Source organism: Streptomyces sp. NBC_01077 (assembly GCF_045162855.1).
In the GTDB taxonomy this organism is placed as follows: domain Bacteria; phylum Actinomycetota; class Actinomycetes; order Streptomycetales; family Streptomycetaceae; genus Streptomyces.
Map to the genome: position 1 here is coordinate 981,321 of NZ_CP108669.1, position 20,110 is coordinate 1,001,430.

Below are 20,110 nucleotides of genomic sequence, written 5' to 3' on the forward strand. Positions count from 1 at the left end.
TAGGGAGGCTCCGGTCGAGCTGCGGAAGAAGCAGGTGTGGCCGCCGGTAGGAGCCTGGCGGGGGCGATCGGCCTGGCTGGTGTTCGAGGACGAGTCCGGCGTGATACGGCCTGTCGGCACAATGCGGGGTGTGTTGCGGCGGCGAGGTGCACCACTTTCGAGCGGGGGACGGGGACGCGAGCGTTGTCGTGCCTCCCCGCACGGATGGTACTGAGACAACGCGGTCCCGCCAGGTTTGCCGACCCGCCTCGTTCGGGCTCAACTCCCTATACAGGAAGTCCGGCATGATTCCCCACATGCATGTGGGAGCGACGAGAAACGGCTGGCGATCGGTTGCAGTCATCTGCACGCTCGCGGGAGCGGTCTGCCTGGTCTGGACGGTGAAGGCCGCGCGTTCGGACGGGCTCGATGCTGGTGACATGGCGGGAGTGCTCAGCTTCGGTGCCGGTGTACTGAGTCTGCTGGTAGGGCTGGCGGGAATGTTGATCACATGGATCTCCTACCGGGCGGACAACCGCACAACTTGCCGGGGCGGAAGCCGAGATCACGGATGTGTTCACCCACAGAGTCCCTACCAGGCGCCTTCTTGTCCTCGGCGATCCAGGCGCAGGCAAGACGATAGTTCTCGTCCGCCTCCTTCTCGGCCTTCTAGAGGAACGCACGTCCTCCAACACCAGACCGGTGCCTGTCCTGTTCTCCCTAGCCTCCTGGAACCCGCGCCGGCGCGAGCTGTACGACTGGATCGCCGATGAGCTGGCAGTCCACTACGCGGGGCTGGCCGAGTACCTCCCCGGCGCAGATGGCCCGGTGACCCGCGCTCGAGCCCTGTTGGACGACCAGCGGATCCTGCCCATCCTGGACGGGTTCGACGAACTCCCGGCGGCTCTACGCCCCTCAGCCTTGGACGGGATAAACCAAGCCCTGCCGCTCGGGCAAGGGGTCGTCGTGTCCAGCCGCACGGCCGAATTTCGCGAGGCTGCACATCCCTCATCGGGGATCCCGATCAAGCTGGCCGGAGCCGCTGGGATCCACCTGACCGGCGTGGATCCCGCTCATTCCGCCGACTATCTCCGCCGTGATGCCGGCGGGCCTGCCACGGCATCGGCAGCGCGCTGGGACTCCGTCGTCTCCCGTCTGGGAACGACGGACCCGTTCTCTCACGTTCTCGCCTCTCCGCTCATGCTGTTCCTGGCCAGGACGGTCTACAACCCACGCCCGGGTGAGAATCTCTCCGCGCTTCCTGACCCCGCAGAATTGTGTGACACAACTCGCCTGCCGGACGCGCCTGCTATCTCGGCCCACCTCTTCGACGCTTTCGTTCCCGCCGCCTACAGACCGCGCCCCGGACACCGTCCGCGCTGGGCGTCTGAACAGGCCGAGCGTGCCTTGGTGTTCCTGGCCCAGCACCTGCAGCACCGTTTACACGGAAGCGCAGATATGGCCTGGTGGCAGCTCTACCATTCACTCCCCTCCCAGACTCTCCGCTACCTTCCGTCGGCCACTCTTGCGGTCGTGGCGTGCGCCGTGATCACCGCACTCGCGGAATTCGGCCAGGTACACGGAGGTCTGCTCCTGGGAGTCTCGGCAGGGCTGCTGAGCATCCTCGCTGTCGGCCGGCCGGGCTGGACGTGGTCGGCGTCGCAGATCCCCACAGGAGCCACACACACGCTACGCACAGTCCTTCGAAAGCTCCGTTAGCGTGGCTCGCCACTCCATCCCGTTTGCGAACGTGACCGGATCGCGACCCCGGTGGGTCGGCGGCGTGCCAACTCATGGAGACCGGACATGGACTGCTGTTCCTCGTGCCGACGGCATCTCAATGGCGCCTGCGCTGTATCGGAGGCGTGGCCCTGCTCGCCAGGGGGCTGGGGCTGAAGCGCTGGGTGACCCTGCCGTCTCGGAGGCGGGGGCGTGGCTCCGCCGCGAGGGTGGAGCCACGGGGGAGGAGCCACGGGGGAGGAGAACCGTGAGCCAGGCTTCGGAGCTTTCCTCGTGGTCGGGTTCACAGTCGTTACGGGGGTGGAGGCGGGTGGCGCCGAGTTCGGCGAGGCGAGCGTCGACAGCATGACGCCGCCCCGGTACTTGTGCCACATCGGGAACAGGGCCTCCTCGCTGGGGAGGACGCCGTTGTAGGCGAGGGTCCCGCCGGCGAGCAGCCGGGCGTGGCGGCCGGGGCGGTAGGGAAGGTCCCAGCGGTGGACGGGCGCCCGCGCAGGTCGACGAGGCTCACCTGGCCGGCGCCGGTGAGCGGGGCGTAGAGCGTGTAGCCGGGGTACGCGCCCGCCTCGTCGAGGGCGATCAGGCCGGTGGGGCGTCGGTGCCGGGAGTTCTGGTCGACCACGGGCATGTCGAGGCTCTGGGCACCTGACGGGTGGGGCGATGTGACGGTGACTCATTTCCGTACGCCCTCTTGTGGGTTGATGTAGAGCTTCCAAGAATGCACATGACAACCGGAGGATCTTCGGTTGCACGTCATCAGAGGGGAACCCCCACATGAAGAAGCCTCTCGTCGGCGCCCTGCTCGCGCTGCTCCTGACCGGAGCGGCCGCGGCCCCGGCCATGGCGGCCGCGCCGCCGCAGGCTCCCGCGGCCAAGGACCGGGCCACGGCGGCCGTCGCCGTCGACTTCGCCGGCACGGTCGCGCTCAGCAACTGCTCCGGCTCGCTCGTCCGCATGCCGAACTCCCAGCCGAACGACCCCGCGCTCGTCCTCTCCAACGGGCACTGTCTGGAGACCGGCATGCCGGGGGCCGGCGAGGTCGTCAAGGACGTGCGCTCCACCCGCTCGTTCTCGCTGCTTAACTCGGCCGGCACCAAGGTCGCGACGCTGCGCGCCAGCAAGATCGCGTACGGCACGATGACCGACACGGACATCTCGATCTACCAGGTGACCAAGACCTACGCGCAGATCCAGAGCCTGTACGGCATAGGCGCCCTCACCCTCAACGACGTCCGTCCGACGCAGGGTTCGTCGATCACGGTGGTGTCCGGGTACTGGAAGCGGATCTACAGCTGCAATGTCGACGGCTTCGTGTACCGCATGAAGGAGGGCGACTGGACCTGGAAGGACTCGGTCCGCTACACCTCCTCCTGCAACACCATCGGCGGCACCTCCGGCTCGCCGGTCATCGACACGACCACCGGCAAGGTCGTCGCCGTCAACAACACGGGCAACGAGAACGGTGAGAGCTGCACCGTGAACAACCCGTGCGAGATCGACGAGAACGGCACCGTGACCGTCCGCCAGGGCATCAACTACGCCCAGGAGACGTACACGATCGTCCCGTGCGTCGGCGCGGGCAACGTGATCGACCTGAACCGACCGGGCTGCACCCTGCCGAAGCCGTAACGCGGTAACGCCGTACCGCGCGTCACGGCACCGCCCGCCCGGTCACTCGGAGACCGGGCGGGCGGACGCGTCACCGCTGCCCTTCCTCAACCGAACATCCACATGCGGGTGATCGTGCCCTGCAGCGACACTGGATCCCAACGACGCACACAGTCACAGCGTGCCGATCACGGACCAGGACCTCGAACTCGCGCCGGTGGTCCATCAGCCACGCCATGCAGAACATCCTGCGGGCCGCCTTGTACAGCCACCACGTCCGCTGCGCCGCCCGCTTCCGGGTGGGCCGGGTCTTCCTGGCCGGCGACGCCGCACACGCGATGCCCCCGTGGATCGGCCAGGGCACGGCCGCCGGAGTGCGGGACGTGGCCAACCTGTGCTGGAAGCTGGACGCCGTGCTGCGGGGACAGCTGCCCGAGACGATCCTGGACAGTTACGAGGCCGAGCGCAAGCCGCACGTCAAGGCAGCCGCGGGTGACCGCACCCGAAAGGTAGTCGCTGAGCCGGGAGTGGTAGCCCGGGTTCGCGGATTGGTCGGCCCCGGACACTCCAGCGGTCAGGAGCAGCCGCCAGATGCTGGAGGGCAGCACCACCAGCGGGACCGCGTGCGCGGCGAGCTGGGCCCAACGGGGGGTGCCAGGGACGTACTTAGGCTTCGCAGAGCCCCGCATCGTGCGCTCGGACGTGGGGGCGGTGGTCGGTCGGGCCGACTGGGACGCTGTCATGTCTCAAGCGTGGTCGGGCCACCACCCGTGCGGACATGTGCCGTTGGGCACCGAGATCGCGGACAGGCCGGTCGCGGACAGGCCGAAAGACACAGGCGCGCACGGTGCCCGCACGCGTACCGTCGGGGTTGTGTTGATCATCACGGTCCCGGCTGTCCTGTCCGGCACGGCGGCGCTGCTCGTCTTCGCGGGCCGGTCGCGGTCGCGTCCGTTGATCGCCTGGGCGACCGGAGCCGCCGCCGCGATGTCGCTCGTCGTGACGGTCGCCCATCCGTCCGGAGCGGCCGGGCCCGGGCCGGGCACGGTGGGCACGCTGGAAGCCGTCGCCCTGCTCGCCGTGCTGGTGCCGACCGCACGCCACGCCCCGCCGCCCCAGGCGATCGCGGCCGGAACGCTGGCCCACGTCGCGGTGACCCTGTGGGTGCTGCGCGCCTGGAGCACCGACTCGGTCCGTGGCATCGTCGGCGCCTGCATCTTCTGGTCGCTGCTGGCGACCGGCGCGGTGGCGGGCGGGGTGTACTTGCGGGTGCTGGACGCCCGGCGGGTCAGCTCGGTGGCCGAGGCCCGGCGACGGCAGCGCCAGGACCTGGCCCTGGACCTGCACGACTTCGTCGCCCACGACGTCAGCGAAATGGTCGCGCAAGCGCAGACCGGGCGGTTTTTCGGGGCGGACGATCCGGGTGTCGCGCTCGATGCGCTGCGGCGGGTCGAAGAGGCCGGGCTTCGGGCTCTGGCCGCGATGGACCGCACCGTGCACATGCTCCACGAACAGCGGGACGGCGATCCCCGACACTCGGTCAAGGGCCTGGACGAGGTGCCGGAACTGGTCCGGCGCTTCCGCGAGTCGAGCGCGGGCCGGATCGAACTCTCCATCGCCCCGGGCCTGCTCGACCAGGTCGCCCGCGAGGTCTCCGGCACGGGGTACCGGATCGTGGTGGAGGCGCTGACCAATGTGCGCCGCCACGCGCCCGACGCCGACGTGACCGTGACGCTGGAACGGTCGGCGTCCGGACTCACCGTCGCCGTCGGCAACGGCGCCCCGGTCGGCCGGTCGCGGCAGCAGGGCGACCGGGCCGGTGGCTGGGGCTGCCCGGCCTGGCCGAGCGGGTGACCTCGCTCGGCGGATCGCTGACCGCCGGGCCCCGCCCCGGCGGCGGCTGGCACCTGGCGGCCGAGCTGCCGCTCGCGGGCGGCCGAGGCACCCGCCGTCCCTCCCTCCCCGCCCCCTTCCGCCCCGGAAAGGCCCAGCCCCGATGAGCAACACCTCGACGACGACGGCACCGACCAGCACCGGTCCGATCCGCGTCCTGCTCGCCGACGACCAGGAGAGCATCCGCAGTGCCTTCCGGATGATCCTCGACGCCCAACCGGACATCCAGGTCGTCGGCGAGGCCGCGGACGGCGGCGCCGCGATCGAGCTGGCCCGGCAGTTGCGGCCGGACGTGGTCCTCGCCGACATCCGCATGCCGCGCGTCGACGGGCTCGAACTCACCCGCCTGCTGGCCCGCCCCGACGTGGCCGCCCCGCTCCGGGTGGTCGTGGTGACCACGTTCGACCTGGACGAGTACGTGCACGCCGCGCTCCGAAACGGCGCCGCGGGTTTCCTTCTCAAACGATCGGGTCCGACCCTGCTGATCGAGGCGGTCCGCGCGGCGGCGGTAGGGGACACCCTGATCAGTCCGCAGGTCACGGTCCGGCTGCTGCGCGAACTCACCGCCGGTCCGACCGCGACGGACCTGGACGAAGGAGCGGAGCCGCTGACCGACCGTGAGCGGGAGATCGTGACACTGCTGGCCGGCGGCGGCACCAACGCAGAGATCGCGGCGCAGCTCTTCATCGCCACGGGGACAGTGAAGAACCACGTCGCGAGCGTCCAGCGCAAGCTGGGAGTGCGCAACCGGGTCGGCATCGCCGCCTGGGCCCGGGAGCACGGGGTCTGCCGGCCCTGACCCGGCTTCACCTGTGATCGAGCCGCCCCGGCCATGATCACTCCGGGCGGCAGTGGGCCGAACGCGGAGACAAGAACAAGGACCCCGACCGTGAACCACGCCGGCGGCGCCGGGCGACCTACAATCGCTACGGCGGAGTGCGGCACCTGTTCGCCGCCCTGGACCTGGCCAAGGACAAGCTCTACGGCCACATCAAGCCGATCGAGCGGCGCACCCGGTTCCTGGCGTTCTGCCGCTACCTGCGCACGCCTCACTCGGCAGAGGTGCGGATCGCCATCATCTGTGACAACTTCTCCCCGCACCTGACCACGAACAAGTGCCAGCGATCGGCACCTGGGCCACGGCGAACAACGTCGAGATCGCCTGCACGCCGACCACAAGGGGCAGGGCAGCATGATCCGCCGCTACATCATCTGGCCATACCACCACGCCGACGACCGGCGCCTACGCGCCGTCGTCGACAGGGCCAACGCTGCCTGATCCGCGCTACACGCCGGTGGCGCCGTCGATGCGTTCCCGCACCAGATCGGCGTGACCGTTGCCTGATGCGACACTAGAACCCTAAGCAGGGCTCCTGCAGGGGGCATCGAGAGCGGCCGGCAGGTCCGGGCCGGCAAGGCCGACGAATAGGGCCGTGTAGTGGGCGGTGGCGCGGATTCCACCGCGCGCCGTCCGCCGAGAGCCATGCTCCTGGGAGGGGACGGACGGGCGCGGCAGGGAGTTGGTCCCCGGTTTCGCGCAGCAGTTCGCAGGCGTTGCCGTAGGTGCGGGTCCAGCCGACGGGGCCCGCTGACCCCAGGGCGCGCCGAGGGTGGGTCGCGGCAGTGCCGTGACCCACCCTCGGATCGCTCAGGAGGTCGGGCCGAGCTTCTTCCAGGGCCGCCCACCGTTGGCCTCGGCCGTTCCGGGCACGGCGGTCGTGTACCACTGCGCGTACCAGCGGAAACCCTGGTACGTCACGAACGCCGCCGTGGAAGCGGTCAAGTCCCCGCTGAGCAGCCGCGTGCCGCGGTCGGTGGAACCTCCCGAGACCTCGAGGTCGTGGCCGCCGGTGCGCGAGCGGAGCTTGAACAGCCCATTGTGCCGGGGGCTGCTGGGCGCCGCTTCGGAGCCGTCGTCGTTGACCGGGACGAGCTGCCATGTCTGCTCGGCGCGCCCGTCGCACCCTTGGGAGGCGACATCCTGACGCCCACTCGTGGCGGTCAGACACAGTTCGCCGCTGCTCACCCTGTACAGGCTCTCGCCCACCGAAGTGAAGCTCCAGTACTGGTTCGGGTTGTCCTCCATCAACTCGACGAGGTGGGCGCGGTTCTCCGCAGGGTAATGGTCGACCATCATGGGGCGGCCGGCGGGGCTGTCGCCGTATTCGAGCATCCAGCCCTTGCCTCCCTTGTCGTACATCCGCCACAGGCGGCCGCCGTCCGGGCGGTAGACCTGTCCCTGCTTCCATTCGGGTGCCTGGCAAGCGGACCCGGCGGTCGGGGCCGACGGGCTGACCGCGTCGATCTCCCGGCGCCGGTCACCGGTGGAGCCGTACTGCCTGCCCCCGATGGTGAACGTGACATTGGCGGGGCCGGTGATCGGCAGGTAGTAGGCGAGGTCGATGTCCTGGGATCTGCCGGATGGCAGGTCCTCGCAGTAGCCGAGCGTGAAGGTGAGTCGGTGGAAGTCGCCTTTCAGACCACCCTCGTTGGGGCCGGTGTGGCCGGGGGTGAGGGTGGTGATCGCCTTGTAGTTGCCGTCCTTGATGTTGGGCGGGGTGGATGTGGGCAGGTCGAGGGCGATCTCGGTGCCCTGGGCGAGGGTGACGCCGGAGTTGTTGGTGATGCGCAGCTTCGGGCGGACGGGGTAGAAGTCGTTCTCCCCTGTGGGGAAGTCCACGAGTTCGGCCGTCACGTCGATCACCTCCCGCGGCTGGGCCCTACCGCCGGCCTTCGCGTTCCCATAGGCCGCGGATCCTCTCAGAGCCTGGTCGAGACGGGCGGTCAGGTCGTACCCCATGCCCCACTCACCGCCCGCACGGAGCGTGTAGTCGCCCGCGAGTTCCCAGATCATGGCTCCACCGATGCCCCGGTCGGCGATGTAACTGGCCTTCGCGTCGACGGATCGCTCGTTCTCGGTGGACAGGAACACCTTCTTCGAACTGTTCCACAGCCATGATGCCTGCAGCGCGTCCCCGTACTGCTCGGCGTAGGTGCCGGTCAGCCGGCCCGTGGCGCTGCCGGGGTCCACTCCATAGGACCGCAGATATCCGGGCGAGACACCCGCCTGGAGGTTCTTCGTGTGCCACAGGGGGTTCGACCCGGACGCGACCTCGCGGCCGTCCTCCGTGTCGTGCCAGATGTTGTCGATGCCCACGGCGCCGCGCCCGCACGCCTGCGCGTTGGCGGGGCCTCTGCCTCCCGTGCCGCGCGGGCAGTTGGCCTGGTCGGGCATGGCGGCGGTGCCCCACAGCCCGTCCGTGCCGCCCTGGACGTCGCGCCAGCCCCGGGAATAGTACGGGATGCCGAGGTTGATACGGCCCGGGGGCAACGCCCCGCGGTAGTAGTGGTAGGCCCAGTCGACGTTGAAGTATCCGTGCTTCTGGAAGTCCTTCGTGTTCGCCCCTTGGTCGTCGTAGATCCCGGCGGCGGCGAGTTCGTTGTCCCGCCCGTCGTCGTACAGCGGCGCCTGCGGGCCGACATAGCTGTTCCACGCGCCGTGCAGGTCGTACGTCATGACGTTGACGAAGTCCTGGTACTGCAGGGCCTGTCCGGCGTCCAGGCCGCGGAGCAGGTAGCCGGAGCCCGAGCCCGCCGAGGTGAGGAGGTAGTACCGGCCCTTCTCCGCTCCTGCCCGGTCCAGCTTCTCCCGCAGTGTCTTCATCAGCGAGTTGTACCCCGCGGTGAGGCCCTTGCGGCGCGGGTCGGAGACGTCCCAGTCGGCGGGGTTGCCGGTGTTGGGCAGGGCAGTGGGGTACTCGTAGTCGATGTCGACGCCGTTGAATCCGTACCGGTCGAGGAAAGCGGTCACCGAGTCGGCAAACGTGTCGATCCCCGCGCGGTTCACGCTGCCGTCGGCGTTCGTGGCCATGGCGTAGAAGTTCCGCGTGTCCGCCCAGCCGCCGACCGAGATCAGTGTCTTCACGGCGGGATGCTTCTTCTTGTAGCCGTTCAGCAGATTGAAGTGCCCCTGGTAGGGCAGTGCAGGATCCATCCTGTTCTTCTCACCCGGCCAGGTCATGCCGGTGGCGGGGTTCTTGGGATCGGCCGGGTCCCCGATGCTGATCCGGTCGTCCTCGACCCGGGCGAACGCGTAGTTGATGTGGCTCACCTTCGACCACGGGATGTTCGACACCAGGTACTTCGGGTCGCCGCCGGCGCCCGTGCGCCACCCGGTGAAGTAGCCGACCACGCGCCGGGTCCGCCCGTTGCCCACCCATTCACGGCCGTCGGTGTCGTACACGTCGCAGTAACGGGTCGCCACGCCCTCGGTGGCCGCCATGCCCTCGGGCCGGCAGTCGCCCGAGACCGGCGGCTTGGTGCCCCGGTCTTCGGGAGACGCGTCGAAGGGGTCGCCCGCGTCCCCGTCCGGCCTGGGGTCCGCCCCTGTGGGAGGAGTCACGGTCCACTGCTGGGCGGGCGAGGCGTTGCAGCCCCACAGCTGGAGCTGCCGCCCGTCGCCCGACACGGAGTCCGGCACATCGAGGCAGAGACCGGCGTTGACGTTCCGCAGCCCCCGGTCGGCAGTGCGGACCCACTTCTGGGCCGGGCTGTCGTTACACACCCACAGCTGCACCTTCGTGCGGTACCCCGTGCCGGAGTGGTCGGCGTCCAGGCACTTGCCGAGCGCCTCGACCGTGCCCGACTCCGTGAGCTGCCAGGTCCTGGCGGCGCCCGCGGCGCAGCCGCCGAGCCGGACCGGGGTGCCGTCGGTGTCGGCGTCGCCCGCGACCTCCAGACACCGGTCGTCGAGCCCCTTCAGCCACCCGGTCGCCGGTTCCGGCGTCGACTCCGGGTCCGCCTGAAGACCCGGAGCGCGCCACTGCTGCGCGGCGCTGTCCGCCTCGCACGCGTCGAGACGCAAAGTGACATCGGCGCCCGCCGCGGTCAGGCACCGCCCGTCGCCGCGCACCGTCGCCCAGCCGTCCCCGGCGTCCTCGATCTGCCACCGCTGGTCGGGATCGGCGTCCGTGGCCTCGGCGAGCACCGCCTCGTGCCCCTCCGTCTCGTGCGCGAGCACCGGACCGCCGTCCAGTGCGCTCCGGATCCGCCAGCCGTGCGGGCTCGACTCCAGCGTCCAGGTCTGCGCCGGATGGTCCTTCCCCTCCTTCGCCTTGACCCGGGTGCCGGGCGTCGGGTCCGCCTGGTCGACGTCGGCGACCAGGCCGTCCACGGCGGACTCCAGATGTCCGCTCACCTCGCCGTCCCCGCCGGATTCGGGATCCCGCGGCGGAACGGTCGCCAGGGTGACGTACCAACGCTGTTTCGGGTCGGCGCCGTCGCACCGGTCGAAACTGACCCAGTGCTTCGCGCTGGTGCTGGACTGCGCCATGCAGAGGACGGCGTCACCGTCGCGTGCCTCGAACACCGCCGACCCGTCGGGCTCGCCGGAGTCGCGGACGCGCCACTCCCAACCCTCTTTGCCGTTGTCGATGGTGGCCCACTGCCAGTTCGTGCCGCCGTCCCCGTGCAGGACCTTGCGGTGAAAGGCGTTGATCAGCCGCGCCGGGGTGGTCGAGGTGTCCCACAGCCAGCGCTCCAGGCCGAGCCCGGACTCCTGCCGCCAGGTGTGCGCCCAGGCCGAGCCCCTGTTGACCGGCCGCAGCTTCTCGCCGTTCGCCACGTTCGTGATGAACAGCGGACGGCCCTCGGACTGCTGGAAGACGTCCGCGGAGCCGGGCGCCTGCAGGCTGACGCCCGGCGGCAGCGGATCCTCGTCGTCGCACCGCAGGGGGACGTACTCCCACAGAGCGCCCGGAGCATGGTCCTTCTTCTCCCAGACGCAGTGGCGCCAGGGAGAAGCGACCGGCTGGTCGCTGTCGTTGGCCGGCTCCGTCCCCGGCGGGCCCAGGTGCAGGGGACCCGTATGGTCCGTCACCACGGCCCGGTCGCTGATGTTGAAGAGGTTGCCGTTCACGTCGAAGCGCCACAGCTGCGCGTCGGACGGGGTACCGCTGTCGCAGCCCGTCACCGCGATCTCAGGGGAGTCCGCGGCCGATCCGGCCGCCTCGGTCGCACGTCCGCTGCCCAGGGCCGTCAGGCACCGCCGTCCGCCCGCTCCGCCTGCCTGCAACTGGCGGTAGAGCCGACCACTACGCCGTACCGTGGAATTTCCCGCCTGCCAGAAGGCGCCGAGGCGATCCAGCTGGCCCTCGTCGACGGTGCCGTCACGATCGCCCATGTACTGCCCGTCCCTGCGGTGCATGAGCGTGCTGACCGTCTGGGTGGCGTCGTCCTGCGTGGCCACCGGAACGATGTTGAAGGCCACAGGGCGATGGTCCAGGCGGTTCGGGTCGCCGATGACGCGGGCCCCTGGCTCGGTGGCGTCGGCGTCGATCCGACCGGCCACACCGAAGTCGTACTCCTGGTTCGCCCCGCCGTTGCGGGGGAAGTAGGTGGGCTGCCCCGCCGTGACGAGCCTCTCGTCGGCACCCAAATCGGTGTTGCCCAGGAACTGCTGGGGCGTGATGTTGAAGTCTCCGGCGACGAAGACTGGCTGGGTCGGGACCGCCGCGGTGATCGCCTGGATGAGTACGCTGGCGTCGTTTCGGCGCCTCCCGGCAGCGTCGGGGGACGTTGCGTTGTCCGCGTGGATGGTGTAGTACCAGACACCCTCCACCTGGATGCCGAATGCAGGACGGGGGGAGTTGGCGCTGCGCCAGAGGAGTTGCCCGTCCGGGTCGGTCGGGCCGCCGGGCGGGATCACGGCCGGGAGCACATCCACGGCCGTCGCCTCGGTGTCGGTGATGATGACACGTGCCCGGTGATCGTTCGCGGCATCGATCATGTACACGTAGTAAGTCGGCCCGCCACCTTGTGGCTGCCAGCGAAAGTTCACCTGCGCGACGGTCGTGGCCGTCGTGATGTCCCTGAACCGAGTGCCGTCCGGGACCATGCTGAGGGTGATCCCGTCCGCCGATCCCCGGCGGTTGCCCGCGGCGAAGAACTGCCGGACGTCGGCGACGGTGCTGCCCATGCCGTTGGGAACGCCGAGGTCGGTGTGCTCCTGCAGCATCAGGATGTTGGCTGGCCGGGGCTCTCCCCCGACCGGCTGACCTGTTTGCGTGCCGGCCAGCAGTCGGGGTATCTCGTCCCGCCACTTGTCCGACGCGCCCATGTTCATGTTCCACGAGACGACGCGCTTACCGCCGCCGTCGGCGGCCCGCGCGGGGCCGGCCGCAGGAACGAGGGCAAGCAGGCCCGCGAGAACAGACAGCGCGGCCAGCAGGGCGAGTTGGCGTAACCCGTGCAGGTCGGGGCGCGACGAGGCGCCCGGGATTCTTCTTCTCACAGCTCTCTCACTTCGGGTGACGTCGGACGCCGAACCGTTTCACCTGGTGCTCCACAACGAATAAACGTCCGTTCAACGCGTAGGAATGCGTCACGCCCCGCAGTCCACCGAGGCACTCGGGTCCCGGATACTCGAAGATCGAACTGCGTGCGCTGGCGGGGGGCCTGGACTCGCTGCCCCGCGGGATCGCGATGCACCCATGCGTCGGGATCCTCTCCCCCAGCCCCACTCCACGGACGAGGCCGAGTTGCCTGCCTGGCACCCTGGCTGCCCCATCGACGTGACGCTGCCTTCCGGCCGCACGCGCCCGTATTCGCTGTGCGGCGACCCCGCCGACGGCGTTCCGTATCGCGGTACGCCGCCCGATCGGCCAAAGCTGCACGGCCGCGAGCGCCGGACACCCGCCCCCGCTCGCCGTCGCATCCGACGGCGATCCGAACGCCTTCGACGTGCCGGTCGGCCCGGTGCTCGGCGCTGGCACCGGCTCGTACGCCGCCCGCTTCTGCCAACTGGGCGACGACGCCGTCTGCACACCCCCACCTACGTCACGCAGAGCCTCCGACGAGCCGAGACCAAGCCGCTTCCAGGAATGCCCCCGCGTCACATCGTCGGCTGTGGAGCCTCGTGGGTGGCGGCCCACGACGCGAGCAGTCGTAGGCCGTCGTGGCTGGGGGGTCCGGCTTCGGCGGCCCGCACCACGAACGGTGGGGCCTGTAGGTGCCGGAGCCGCGGCGTTCACGGTCGGGGTGGGACGCCGAATCGATGGAAGGAGACCGAAGGTACGTGATCGGCAGGCCGCGGCGCTCCGCTGCCTGACGCTGGGCGACAGCACTCCCGAAGCGGTCGGTGTCACGTCGGCTGCAACGCTGCCGGCAGACCGTTCAACCGCAGGCGGGTGGCGCCGCGCAGGTGGGGGAGGTCGTGCTCCGGCCGTGCGGAGGGGGTCAGAAAGGCCGCTTGCTCGGTCCAACGCAGGTGGGTGCCGCCGTCCACCGGTTGCAGTTCGACGGTCACCAGCGAGGCCCACCGCACGACGTCGTCCACGCGGGACGTGTACGTGTAGACGATTCTCGAGGCCGGCACGATGTCGAGGTACCGGGAAGCGTATGCGAGTCGTTCCGGCTCAGAGCCCGCGATCGTGAAGACACTCGACGCGGTCTCACCGCCGTTCACTGTGAAGTCGTGGTCGTAGGAGACCTGGCGGCCTGGCAACGCGAACCATCGGTGCCGCGCCGGAGTGTCGGCGAAAGCCCCGAAAACCGTACCGGGGGCTGCGGCCAGGTGCCGCTCCACGGTGAAGGTGTCGTGCCGTACCTTCGGGATCGCGCCATCGACGGTCCCGTCAACGGTCGAAGCCGGTGCAACGGGTTCAAGAGGCATGTTTCCCTCACAGACTTGGAGGCGGGACAGGGGAACGTCCTTGGTTACTATCCGTATGTAACGGGGGCGCGGACACTGCGATCAAGACCTCGCCCTCACGCACTTCGAAGTCAGCTACGCACTCGAAGGGAACCGACCCATGGGATCCACGCCAGGTGCGCAAGCGGAGGCCGCGGGCCTGAGCCCCGAGTGCGTGTCGACCATCGAGCTCGTACGTGATGTCCTTGCCCGTGTCGGGGACAAGTGGACCGTCCTGGTCATCACCAACCTCGCCGACGGGCCGCTGCGCTTCACGACGCTCCACGGTCGGATCGCCGGGGTGTCCCAGCGCATGCTGAGCCAGACGCTGCGACTGCTGACCCGTGACGGCCTGGTGCTGCGGACGGCCTACGTCGAAGTACCGCCTCGGGTCGAGTACGAGCTCACGCCCTTGGGCCGGTCACTGAGCGACGCCATCACACACGTCGTGCACTGGGTGCAGGACCACCAGGCCGAGATCGTCCGGAACCGCGACGTGTTCGACCCGGGCGATTCCGCGGCACGGTGAAGCGGCGGGCCGGAGGGCGCCCCGTTGCTCAGCCACCCACCAAGGCCCGGACCGCACAGGCCTCCGTCGAGATGAGGGGGTAAGGGGCCCTTCAGGATCCGGCGGCCGGCTTGCTCGTCACCACGCCAGGACCATGCTCCCCCCGTCGAGTGGTGCCCGCCCCACAGCAGAAGCGGCAAGCGTTCTACGGGGGCGGTCGGTACGGCTACGGGAACGCCGGGGTCGTAGGTCCGCCAAGCGCCCGCATCGGTGGCCTCCAGACGAAAGGCGGCCCGAGGCGGCCGTGCTCGGCCGCGAGCGATCTGCCTCGTAGCCATCGTGCCGAAGACTTCCGCGACCGCCTCGCCCGCGAGCACGGCGTCGAGCGACAGGGGGACGGCCGAGGCATGTCCGGCGTCGTCTCGTGGACGATGAGCGCTCGCTGAAGGGCCGCCGGAATCGCCGTCGGTATCTGAGGCCGCCGGGCGCGGCGACATGCCGACCGGAGGCGGCACCGGTCAGGCCCTTCGCGGAAGTCGGTGCGAGCTCCGGGCCGGGATGAGCGTGAGCGGCAGCCCAACGCGGCAGGACATGCGGCTTCCGTCAGGGCCGGCACTCCCTGCGCGACTGCATCAACTTCCTTTTCCCGTAGGGGCCTTGCGCCCGACGCGACGACAGTCCTACTGTCGCACCAGCCGGTCTGTTAGGAACCTTTCCTAATAGCTCAGCCAAGGAGCCGCCCGTGTACGGCATCACGCTGGGGCCCCGCCGCACCATTGCCCCCTCTGCACCCACCGCCAGGCCTGCTCCCTGAACAGAAAGGGCACAGTCATGCGAAGAAATACCTTGCTCTGGCAGGCGATCGCCGCGACCACCCTCGCCGGCGGTCTGGCTGCCGGCTTCATCGGGCTCACACCCGCGTCCGCCGCCGATACGAACCTCGCCCTCGGCAAGACCGTCACGGCCTCCTCCGTGGAGGGCACCGGTCTCGAGCCCGCCAAGGCCGTCGACGGCTCCACCTCCACGCGTTGGGCGAGCGTCGAGGGCGTCGACAACCAGTGGATCCGGATCGACCTGGGTTCGGTGACCGACGTCGGCCGAGTCACGCTCAAGTGGGAGGCGGCGTACGCGAAGTCCTACCGTGTCGAGCTGTCCGACGACGGCTCCACCTGGCGGCAGGTCTACAGCACCACCACCGGCGACGGCGCCACCGACGACTTCGCCGTCAGCGGCTCCGGACGCTACCTGCGCGTCTACGGCACACACCGCGGCACCGCGTACGGCTACTCCCTCTACGAGATCGGGGTCTATGGCGGTTCGACCACGAGCCCCAGCCCCACCACGCCCCCTCCGTCCACCACCGTGCCCCTGGACGACCCGTACAAGAAGGAGATCGCCATGAAACTGGTGTCCTCCTTCGAGAACTCCTCCCTGGACTGGCGTGCGCAGTTCGCTTATATCGAGGACATCGATGACGGCCGTGGCTACACCGCGGGCATCATCGGCTTCTGCTCCGGCACCGGCGACATGCTCGACCTCGTCGAGCGCTACACCCAGAAGAAGCCCAGCAACCCGCTGGCCCCCTATCTGCCGGCGCTGCGCAAGGTCAACGGCACTGATTCGCACAACGGGTTGGGCACGTCCTTCGAGAACGCATGGCGCACCGCTGCCCAGGACGCCGTCTTCCGCCAGACCCAGGAGGAGGAGCGCGACCGTGTCTACTTCAAGCCGGCCGTCGGCCAGGCCAAGACGGACGGCCTGAAGACACTCGGCCAGTTCGCCTACTACGACGCCGCTGTCATGCACGGCGAGGACGGCTTCCGCGCCATCCGCTCGCGAGCCGTCTCCCGGGCAAAGCTGCCGTCCCAGGGCGGCAACGAGGTCACGTTCCTGAACGCCTTCCTCGACGAGCGCGAGGCGGAGATGCGCAAGGAGGAGGCGCACAGCGACACCACACGGGTCAGCACCGCGCAGCGCAGGTTCCTCAACGAGGGCAACCTCTACCTCAACACCCCGCTGTACTGGAGCGTCTACGGGGAGTCCTTCTCCATCACCGCATGACGGCGACGCGCCACCTCTTGTCCGCCCGGGGCGCCCTCCGCCGCCCCGGGCGCTCACGGCCGCCCGGCGGCCCGGCCCGCACAACCCGGCACACCGGGGACCTGCGGCAGGCACGCCGCTGCGGCGGCCGCCGGGCGGCGCACCGCGCTCCAGGTACGGAACTTCCTTGCCCCTCAAGGGACGTTGCGCGCCACCGGCCGAACCCGCACCCTGCTCCGTCCCTCATCCCCGGAGCCGAGGTGACGAGACCGCCCCTGCCCGAGGAGGACAAGTGCGTCTCACGCCGCACCGCGTGGCCCCTTACCAGACGATCTCGCTGAAGGACGACACATGACACGCCGGCGTTCGATGGCCGCTCTTCTGGCCGCACTGGCCCTGGGGCTGCTCGGTCCGGGCCTCCCCTCCACCTCCACCGGCCGGCAGCGCCACGAGGCCACCGGAAACCGGATCTCGTCCTCCTCCCTCCAGTGGAAGCTCGGGGAGACCTGGCGGGTGACCTACTCGATGTACATCCCCGGTTCGCTGATGGCGACGACCAGCTTCACGCACCTCATCCAGACCAAACAGCCGGGCACGGGCTCCTCCCCGATCACCGTGACCTCGCTGCGCAGGGTCGACGGCGTGCAGACCATCGAGCACAAGGTCATCGCCGGGGACGTCCTGGTCGGCCGTACCAACCTCGAACCGCGATCCGCCTGAGCTTGACGAAGTTCCCTGTTGGAGTGGCGTGTTCCGCGCCAGAGATCTTCTCCAGGTGTCTGCTCCACTGTCACCATGTGCCGTATGACGCACATGATCAAGGGTGCGAACGCGCCCGTCCCCGCCGTCCCTCTGCGGGTTGCCGTGGGCCGACAGTCGGCGCCAGGTGCGCCGACCGTGTCAGCCGCGGCCCTTCTGCTCGACGCGGCCGGAGCGGTGCGCGGCGAGGCCGACATCGTCTTCCACGACCGGCCCGTCCACCCCTCGGGCGCCGTTCGGCACGTCGGCACGGGACAGGGCGCCGGTCAGCTCGCCGAATGGCTGGAGTTGGACCTGCTACGCGTCGAACCCGACCTCCAGCGGGTACTGATAGTCGGATCCTGCGCCGACGGGACCTTCGGACAGGTCCGCGGTCTCTACGCCCAGTTGAGCACGTTCGACGGAACCATCGTCGCGCAGTACGCGGTCACGGACGCCACCACCGAGACCGCCTTCGTGCTAGGTGAGCTGTACCGGCGCGATGGGGCATGGCGGTTCCGCGCGGTGGGGCAGGGCTACGAGGACGGGCTCGCGGGCCTGACGCAGGACGTAGGGGGCGCGGGGGCGGTGACGGCGGTGTCACCGCCGGCGCTGGTGGTCCCCTCGGCGTCGCCGGCTGTGCCCTCCGTGTCCGGCCCGGTGCCGCTCGCCGGGGTGGGCAAGACGGGCTCCGGCGTGGTGGCTCCCGGGGCGCCGTCGGTGCCCGGGCCTGATGTGTACGCGGCGGACCAGGTGTCGTCGGGGCCCGGCTCGGCGAGCGATTCCGCGACGTACCCCACCTCACCCATGTCGCCTGTTTCTGCGCCTGCCGGGTTCGTGCCCGCGTACGCCGCCGGGACGCCCGCCGCCGGCACATCCTTCGAGCCCCCGTCCTGGGCGGCCGGCTTCTTCGCGTTCGAGCCGCGCGTCTATCGCGGCAAGGGTGCCAAGACGGTCATTGTGGACCTTCCGTTTCCGCCCAACGGGGAGCCGGTGATCCTGGAGGCACGGACGGAGGAGTACGACTTCATCTCCGTCAAGATTCCCGGCCGCGAGGACGATGTCTTCCTGTCGGACCTGCCTGATCACTACGGCCGAACCCTGATGGTGCCCAACCGCAAGGGCGGGCCGCTCACTCTGAAGGTGCGCAACTCTGGGGCGTGGCAGCTCACGGTCCTGCCCCTGTCGGCGGCCCTGCCGCTGGACTTCGGCACCATCGCGGGCAGCGGCCGGGAAGTCTTCGTCCGCACCGGCCCCGCGGCCGAGTTGAAGGTGCGGGCGGAGGACCCGCACAAGGGCTGGTTCCAGATGCATTACCACTGGGGTGACTCCCCCAGTGACCTGAGGCGCCCTGCCAAGCGGCTCGTGTACGAGTGGAACGGTCGCCGGGTCCGGGAGAAGGTCGCCCTGCCCAGCGGGCCCATCGTGGTCACCATCGACAAGAGCAGGCACCAGTGGGAACTCACCCTCGATCCGGCTGACCCGAGCGAGCCGTCCCGAGGGGCGCGAAGGGCATGGCGTCGCTAGGTCTTGTCCGACAGAGGATCTTGGAGGGGTTCGCGGAGCCGGAGGGTGAGTGCGGCAAGGTGGGCTCCAGCCCTGTAGCGGGCGGCGAGTTCGTCGAAGCGGGTGGCGATCGCGCGGAACTGACCAGGACTCCGCGACCTCCCTCGTCGCGGTGACCGCCGGGCCGAAGAGATCGAAGGCCCACCAGAACCCGCGGGAATGGATGCCACCACTCCCCGACGTGCACTGCCGATACGTCTCCGGGCCGGCCGCGGGGAGCGATGTCGGTACTCATGTGATGCGGGATTTCCGGGGCAGGCGGCCGTGGGCCGGACGATGCGGAGTGGGAGCGGTCGGTCGCCCGGGACCCTTTGGTCGACAGTCGGCCCGGCCTCGCGCCCGACCCTGGTGCGGCGGCGCGGCCTCGCACCACCCTAACCAGCGGGTTCTCGGCTGGTCGGCCGGAGGCGTAGCCGGGCCTGCGGCGTAAAATGGGCCGAATGAGCCCACTCCGATACGAGCTGGTCTTCTCCGACGACACGGGTTCGGCCCAGGACGTCGTGAACGTCGAACGCACCTCTTCCAAGGGGCCCGGCGGCCATCCGGTCTACACCGCCCCCTCCGGCATCATCCGGGCGGAGATCAGCGACCGGGACGAGGTACGCATCCTCGCCTCAGGCGGACACCAGGCTCCAACCCAGCACGTCCTGGCCCGCCGCCTCACCGACGCCGATCCGAAAGATCCCGCCGGCCCCTCCACCTCCGCGGCCTGACCGGTACCCGACCCGACCGATCTACCCGGCGAGCGCGCTCACGTACGGATAGGGGCGCCTCACGATCCCCGCTGTCCAGCCTCCGCGCGAAGAGGGATGCCCAGCGTGGTCAGCCCGGATTCGCCGCCCTCGTGGGACGGGACCGTGTCTACTTGCGCTGGCCGGAGTTCGAGGAGGGAGAGGTCTTCACTTGGTCGCCTCAGCCTTGTCCGAAGGCTGGCATCCGAGGCGCAACGACCGTTCGGCGGTAGCCAGCGATACCTCAGTCTCATCGCTCCAAGAGCAGACCTCCAACCACGAGAGGTAGCCGCCCTGTGTGAAGACCAGGACTTCGCCGGGGCACTCTCCGTCTTCCATGAAGATCGGGACCTCGGCCGCCACCACAGTGCCTGGGCCAGATGGCGCCGGCTCCACCGCGTGTCTGTCGAGATCGAAGTACGCGGTGTCACAGCCACACGTGCAGCGGCCTCGCACGCGGATGTGCGGCACCTGCCGGCGAGGTGCGAGGTGGACCGGATCGTCCTCGCCGAGAACTGCGTCCAACACAAGGGCCACATCAGCGGGCAGCGTCTCCGCCACCTCGTCACCGTAATCCCTGCCCGGATACGTCCATGGGCGGCCCAAGTGACTGGTAGC

Annotated in this window: 11 protein-coding genes and 5 pseudogenes; 12 read left to right on the forward strand and 4 right to left on the reverse strand. The window is 69.7% G+C overall.

Translation table 11 applies throughout. The annotated features are described in order from the left end of the window. Nucleotides 1-552 precede the first annotated feature (552 nt). The 6 genes and pseudogenes from OG462_RS04435 to OG462_RS04460 form a co-directional block, all read left to right on the forward strand. Nucleotides 553-1,698, forward strand: coding sequence for an NACHT domain-containing protein (locus OG462_RS04435; RefSeq protein ID WP_406054626.1), 1,146 nt, complete (start codon nucleotides 553-555; stop codon nucleotides 1,696-1,698). 795 nt (nucleotides 1,699-2,493) lie between these two features. Next, the gene (locus OG462_RS04440; protein ID WP_406054628.1) at nucleotides 2,494-3,348 is read left to right on the forward strand and encodes a serine protease; all 855 of its coding nucleotides are present in this window, start codon (nucleotides 2,494-2,496) and stop codon (nucleotides 3,346-3,348) included. A 194-nt stretch (nucleotides 3,349-3,542) separates the two neighbouring features. Beyond that, nucleotides 3,543-3,809: pseudogene (locus OG462_RS04445) on the forward strand (FAD-dependent monooxygenase); the annotation flags it as partial. 391 nt (nucleotides 3,810-4,200) lie between these two features. Then, on the forward strand, nucleotides 4,201-5,181 hold the full coding sequence (locus OG462_RS04450) for a sensor histidine kinase (protein ID WP_406054630.1): 981 nt from the start codon (nucleotides 4,201-4,203) through the stop codon (nucleotides 5,179-5,181). A gap of 142 nt (nucleotides 5,182-5,323) precedes the next feature. Continuing rightward, nucleotides 5,324-6,019: a response regulator gene (locus OG462_RS04455; RefSeq protein ID WP_406054632.1), complete on the forward strand. Its 696-nt coding sequence runs from the start codon at nucleotides 5,324-5,326 to the stop codon at nucleotides 6,017-6,019. 38 nt (nucleotides 6,020-6,057) lie between these two features. Continuing rightward, nucleotides 6,058-6,499, forward strand: a pseudogene (locus OG462_RS04460) (IS630 family transposase); the annotation flags it as partial. A gap of 369 nt (nucleotides 6,500-6,868) precedes the next feature. On the opposite strand, the gene OG462_RS04465 reads toward OG462_RS04460, so the two are convergent. Beyond that, a complete protein-coding gene (locus tag OG462_RS04465; RefSeq protein ID WP_406054634.1) occupies nucleotides 6,869-12,511 on the reverse strand; it encodes a glycosyl hydrolase family 18 protein in 5,643 nt (1,880 codons plus the stop codon). Between the two features lie 244 nt (nucleotides 12,512-12,755). On the opposite strand from OG462_RS04465, the pseudogene OG462_RS44990 reads away from it, so the two are divergent. Further along, nucleotides 12,756-12,860, forward strand: a pseudogene (locus tag OG462_RS44990) (oxidoreductase); the annotation flags it as partial. A gap of 500 nt (nucleotides 12,861-13,360) precedes the next feature. Here OG462_RS44990 and OG462_RS04470 read toward each other — a convergent pair. After that, a complete protein-coding gene (locus OG462_RS04470) occupies nucleotides 13,361-13,891 on the reverse strand; it encodes an SRPBCC domain-containing protein (RefSeq protein ID WP_406054636.1) in 531 nt (176 codons plus the stop codon). A 139-nt stretch (nucleotides 13,892-14,030) separates the two neighbouring features. Here OG462_RS04470 and OG462_RS04475 point away from each other — a divergent pair, with 139 nt between their 5' ends. From OG462_RS04475 to OG462_RS04490, 4 genes and pseudogenes are all read left to right on the forward strand, one after another. After that, nucleotides 14,031-14,438: a winged helix-turn-helix transcriptional regulator gene (locus OG462_RS04475; protein ID WP_406054638.1), complete on the forward strand. Its 408-nt coding sequence runs from the start codon at nucleotides 14,031-14,033 to the stop codon at nucleotides 14,436-14,438. Between the two features lie 810 nt (nucleotides 14,439-15,248). Next, nucleotides 15,249-16,478, forward strand: coding sequence for a chitosanase (locus OG462_RS04480; RefSeq protein WP_406054640.1), 1,230 nt, complete (start codon nucleotides 15,249-15,251; stop codon nucleotides 16,476-16,478). A 405-nt stretch (nucleotides 16,479-16,883) separates the two neighbouring features. Then, nucleotides 16,884-17,165: pseudogene (locus OG462_RS04485) on the forward strand (Tat pathway signal sequence domain protein); the annotation flags it as partial. A 189-nt stretch (nucleotides 17,166-17,354) separates the two neighbouring features. Continuing rightward, nucleotides 17,355-18,722, forward strand: coding sequence for a TerD family protein (locus tag OG462_RS04490; RefSeq protein WP_406054642.1), 1,368 nt, complete (start codon nucleotides 17,355-17,357; stop codon nucleotides 18,720-18,722). Here the strand turns inward: OG462_RS04490 and OG462_RS04495 are convergent. Continuing rightward, a pseudogene (locus OG462_RS04495) lies at nucleotides 18,719-18,844 on the reverse strand (IS5/IS1182 family transposase); the annotation flags it as partial. The gene OG462_RS04490 and the pseudogene OG462_RS04495 overlap by 4 nt on opposite strands. Nucleotides 18,845-19,201: 357 nt before the next feature. Here OG462_RS04495 and OG462_RS04500 point away from each other — a divergent pair. Further along, complete coding sequence (locus OG462_RS04500; RefSeq protein ID WP_406054643.1) at nucleotides 19,202-19,474, forward strand: DUF6296 family protein; 273 nt, start codon at nucleotides 19,202-19,204, stop codon at nucleotides 19,472-19,474. A gap of 186 nt (nucleotides 19,475-19,660) precedes the next feature. Here OG462_RS04500 and OG462_RS04505 read toward each other — a convergent pair whose 3' ends face one another. Beyond that, the gene (locus tag OG462_RS04505; protein ID WP_406054645.1) at nucleotides 19,661-20,053 is read right to left on the reverse strand and encodes a hypothetical protein; all 393 of its coding nucleotides are present in this window, start codon (nucleotides 20,051-20,053) and stop codon (nucleotides 19,661-19,663) included. Nucleotides 20,054-20,110 lie beyond the last annotated feature (57 nt).

What these genes read in the sequence shown, in the direction of transcription:
- OG462_RS04440 (WP_406054628.1), top strand. Translation starts at nt 2,494, where the DNA reads ATGAAGAAGCCTCTCGTCGGCGCCCTGCTCGCGCTGCTCCTGACCGGA.
- OG462_RS04455 (WP_406054632.1), top strand. Translation starts at nt 5,324, where the DNA reads ATGAGCAACACCTCGACGACGACGGCACCGACCAGCACCGGTCCGATC.
- OG462_RS04470 (WP_406054636.1), bottom strand. Translation starts at nt 13,891, where the DNA reads ATGCCTCTTGAACCCGTTGCACCGGCTTCGACCGTTGACGGGACCGTC.
- OG462_RS04475 (WP_406054638.1), top strand. Translation starts at nt 14,031, where the DNA reads ATGGGATCCACGCCAGGTGCGCAAGCGGAGGCCGCGGGCCTGAGCCCC.
- OG462_RS04480 (WP_406054640.1), top strand. Translation starts at nt 15,249, where the DNA reads ATGCGAAGAAATACCTTGCTCTGGCAGGCGATCGCCGCGACCACCCTC.
- OG462_RS04500 (WP_406054643.1), top strand. Translation starts at nt 19,202, where the DNA reads ATGAGCCCACTCCGATACGAGCTGGTCTTCTCCGACGACACGGGTTCG.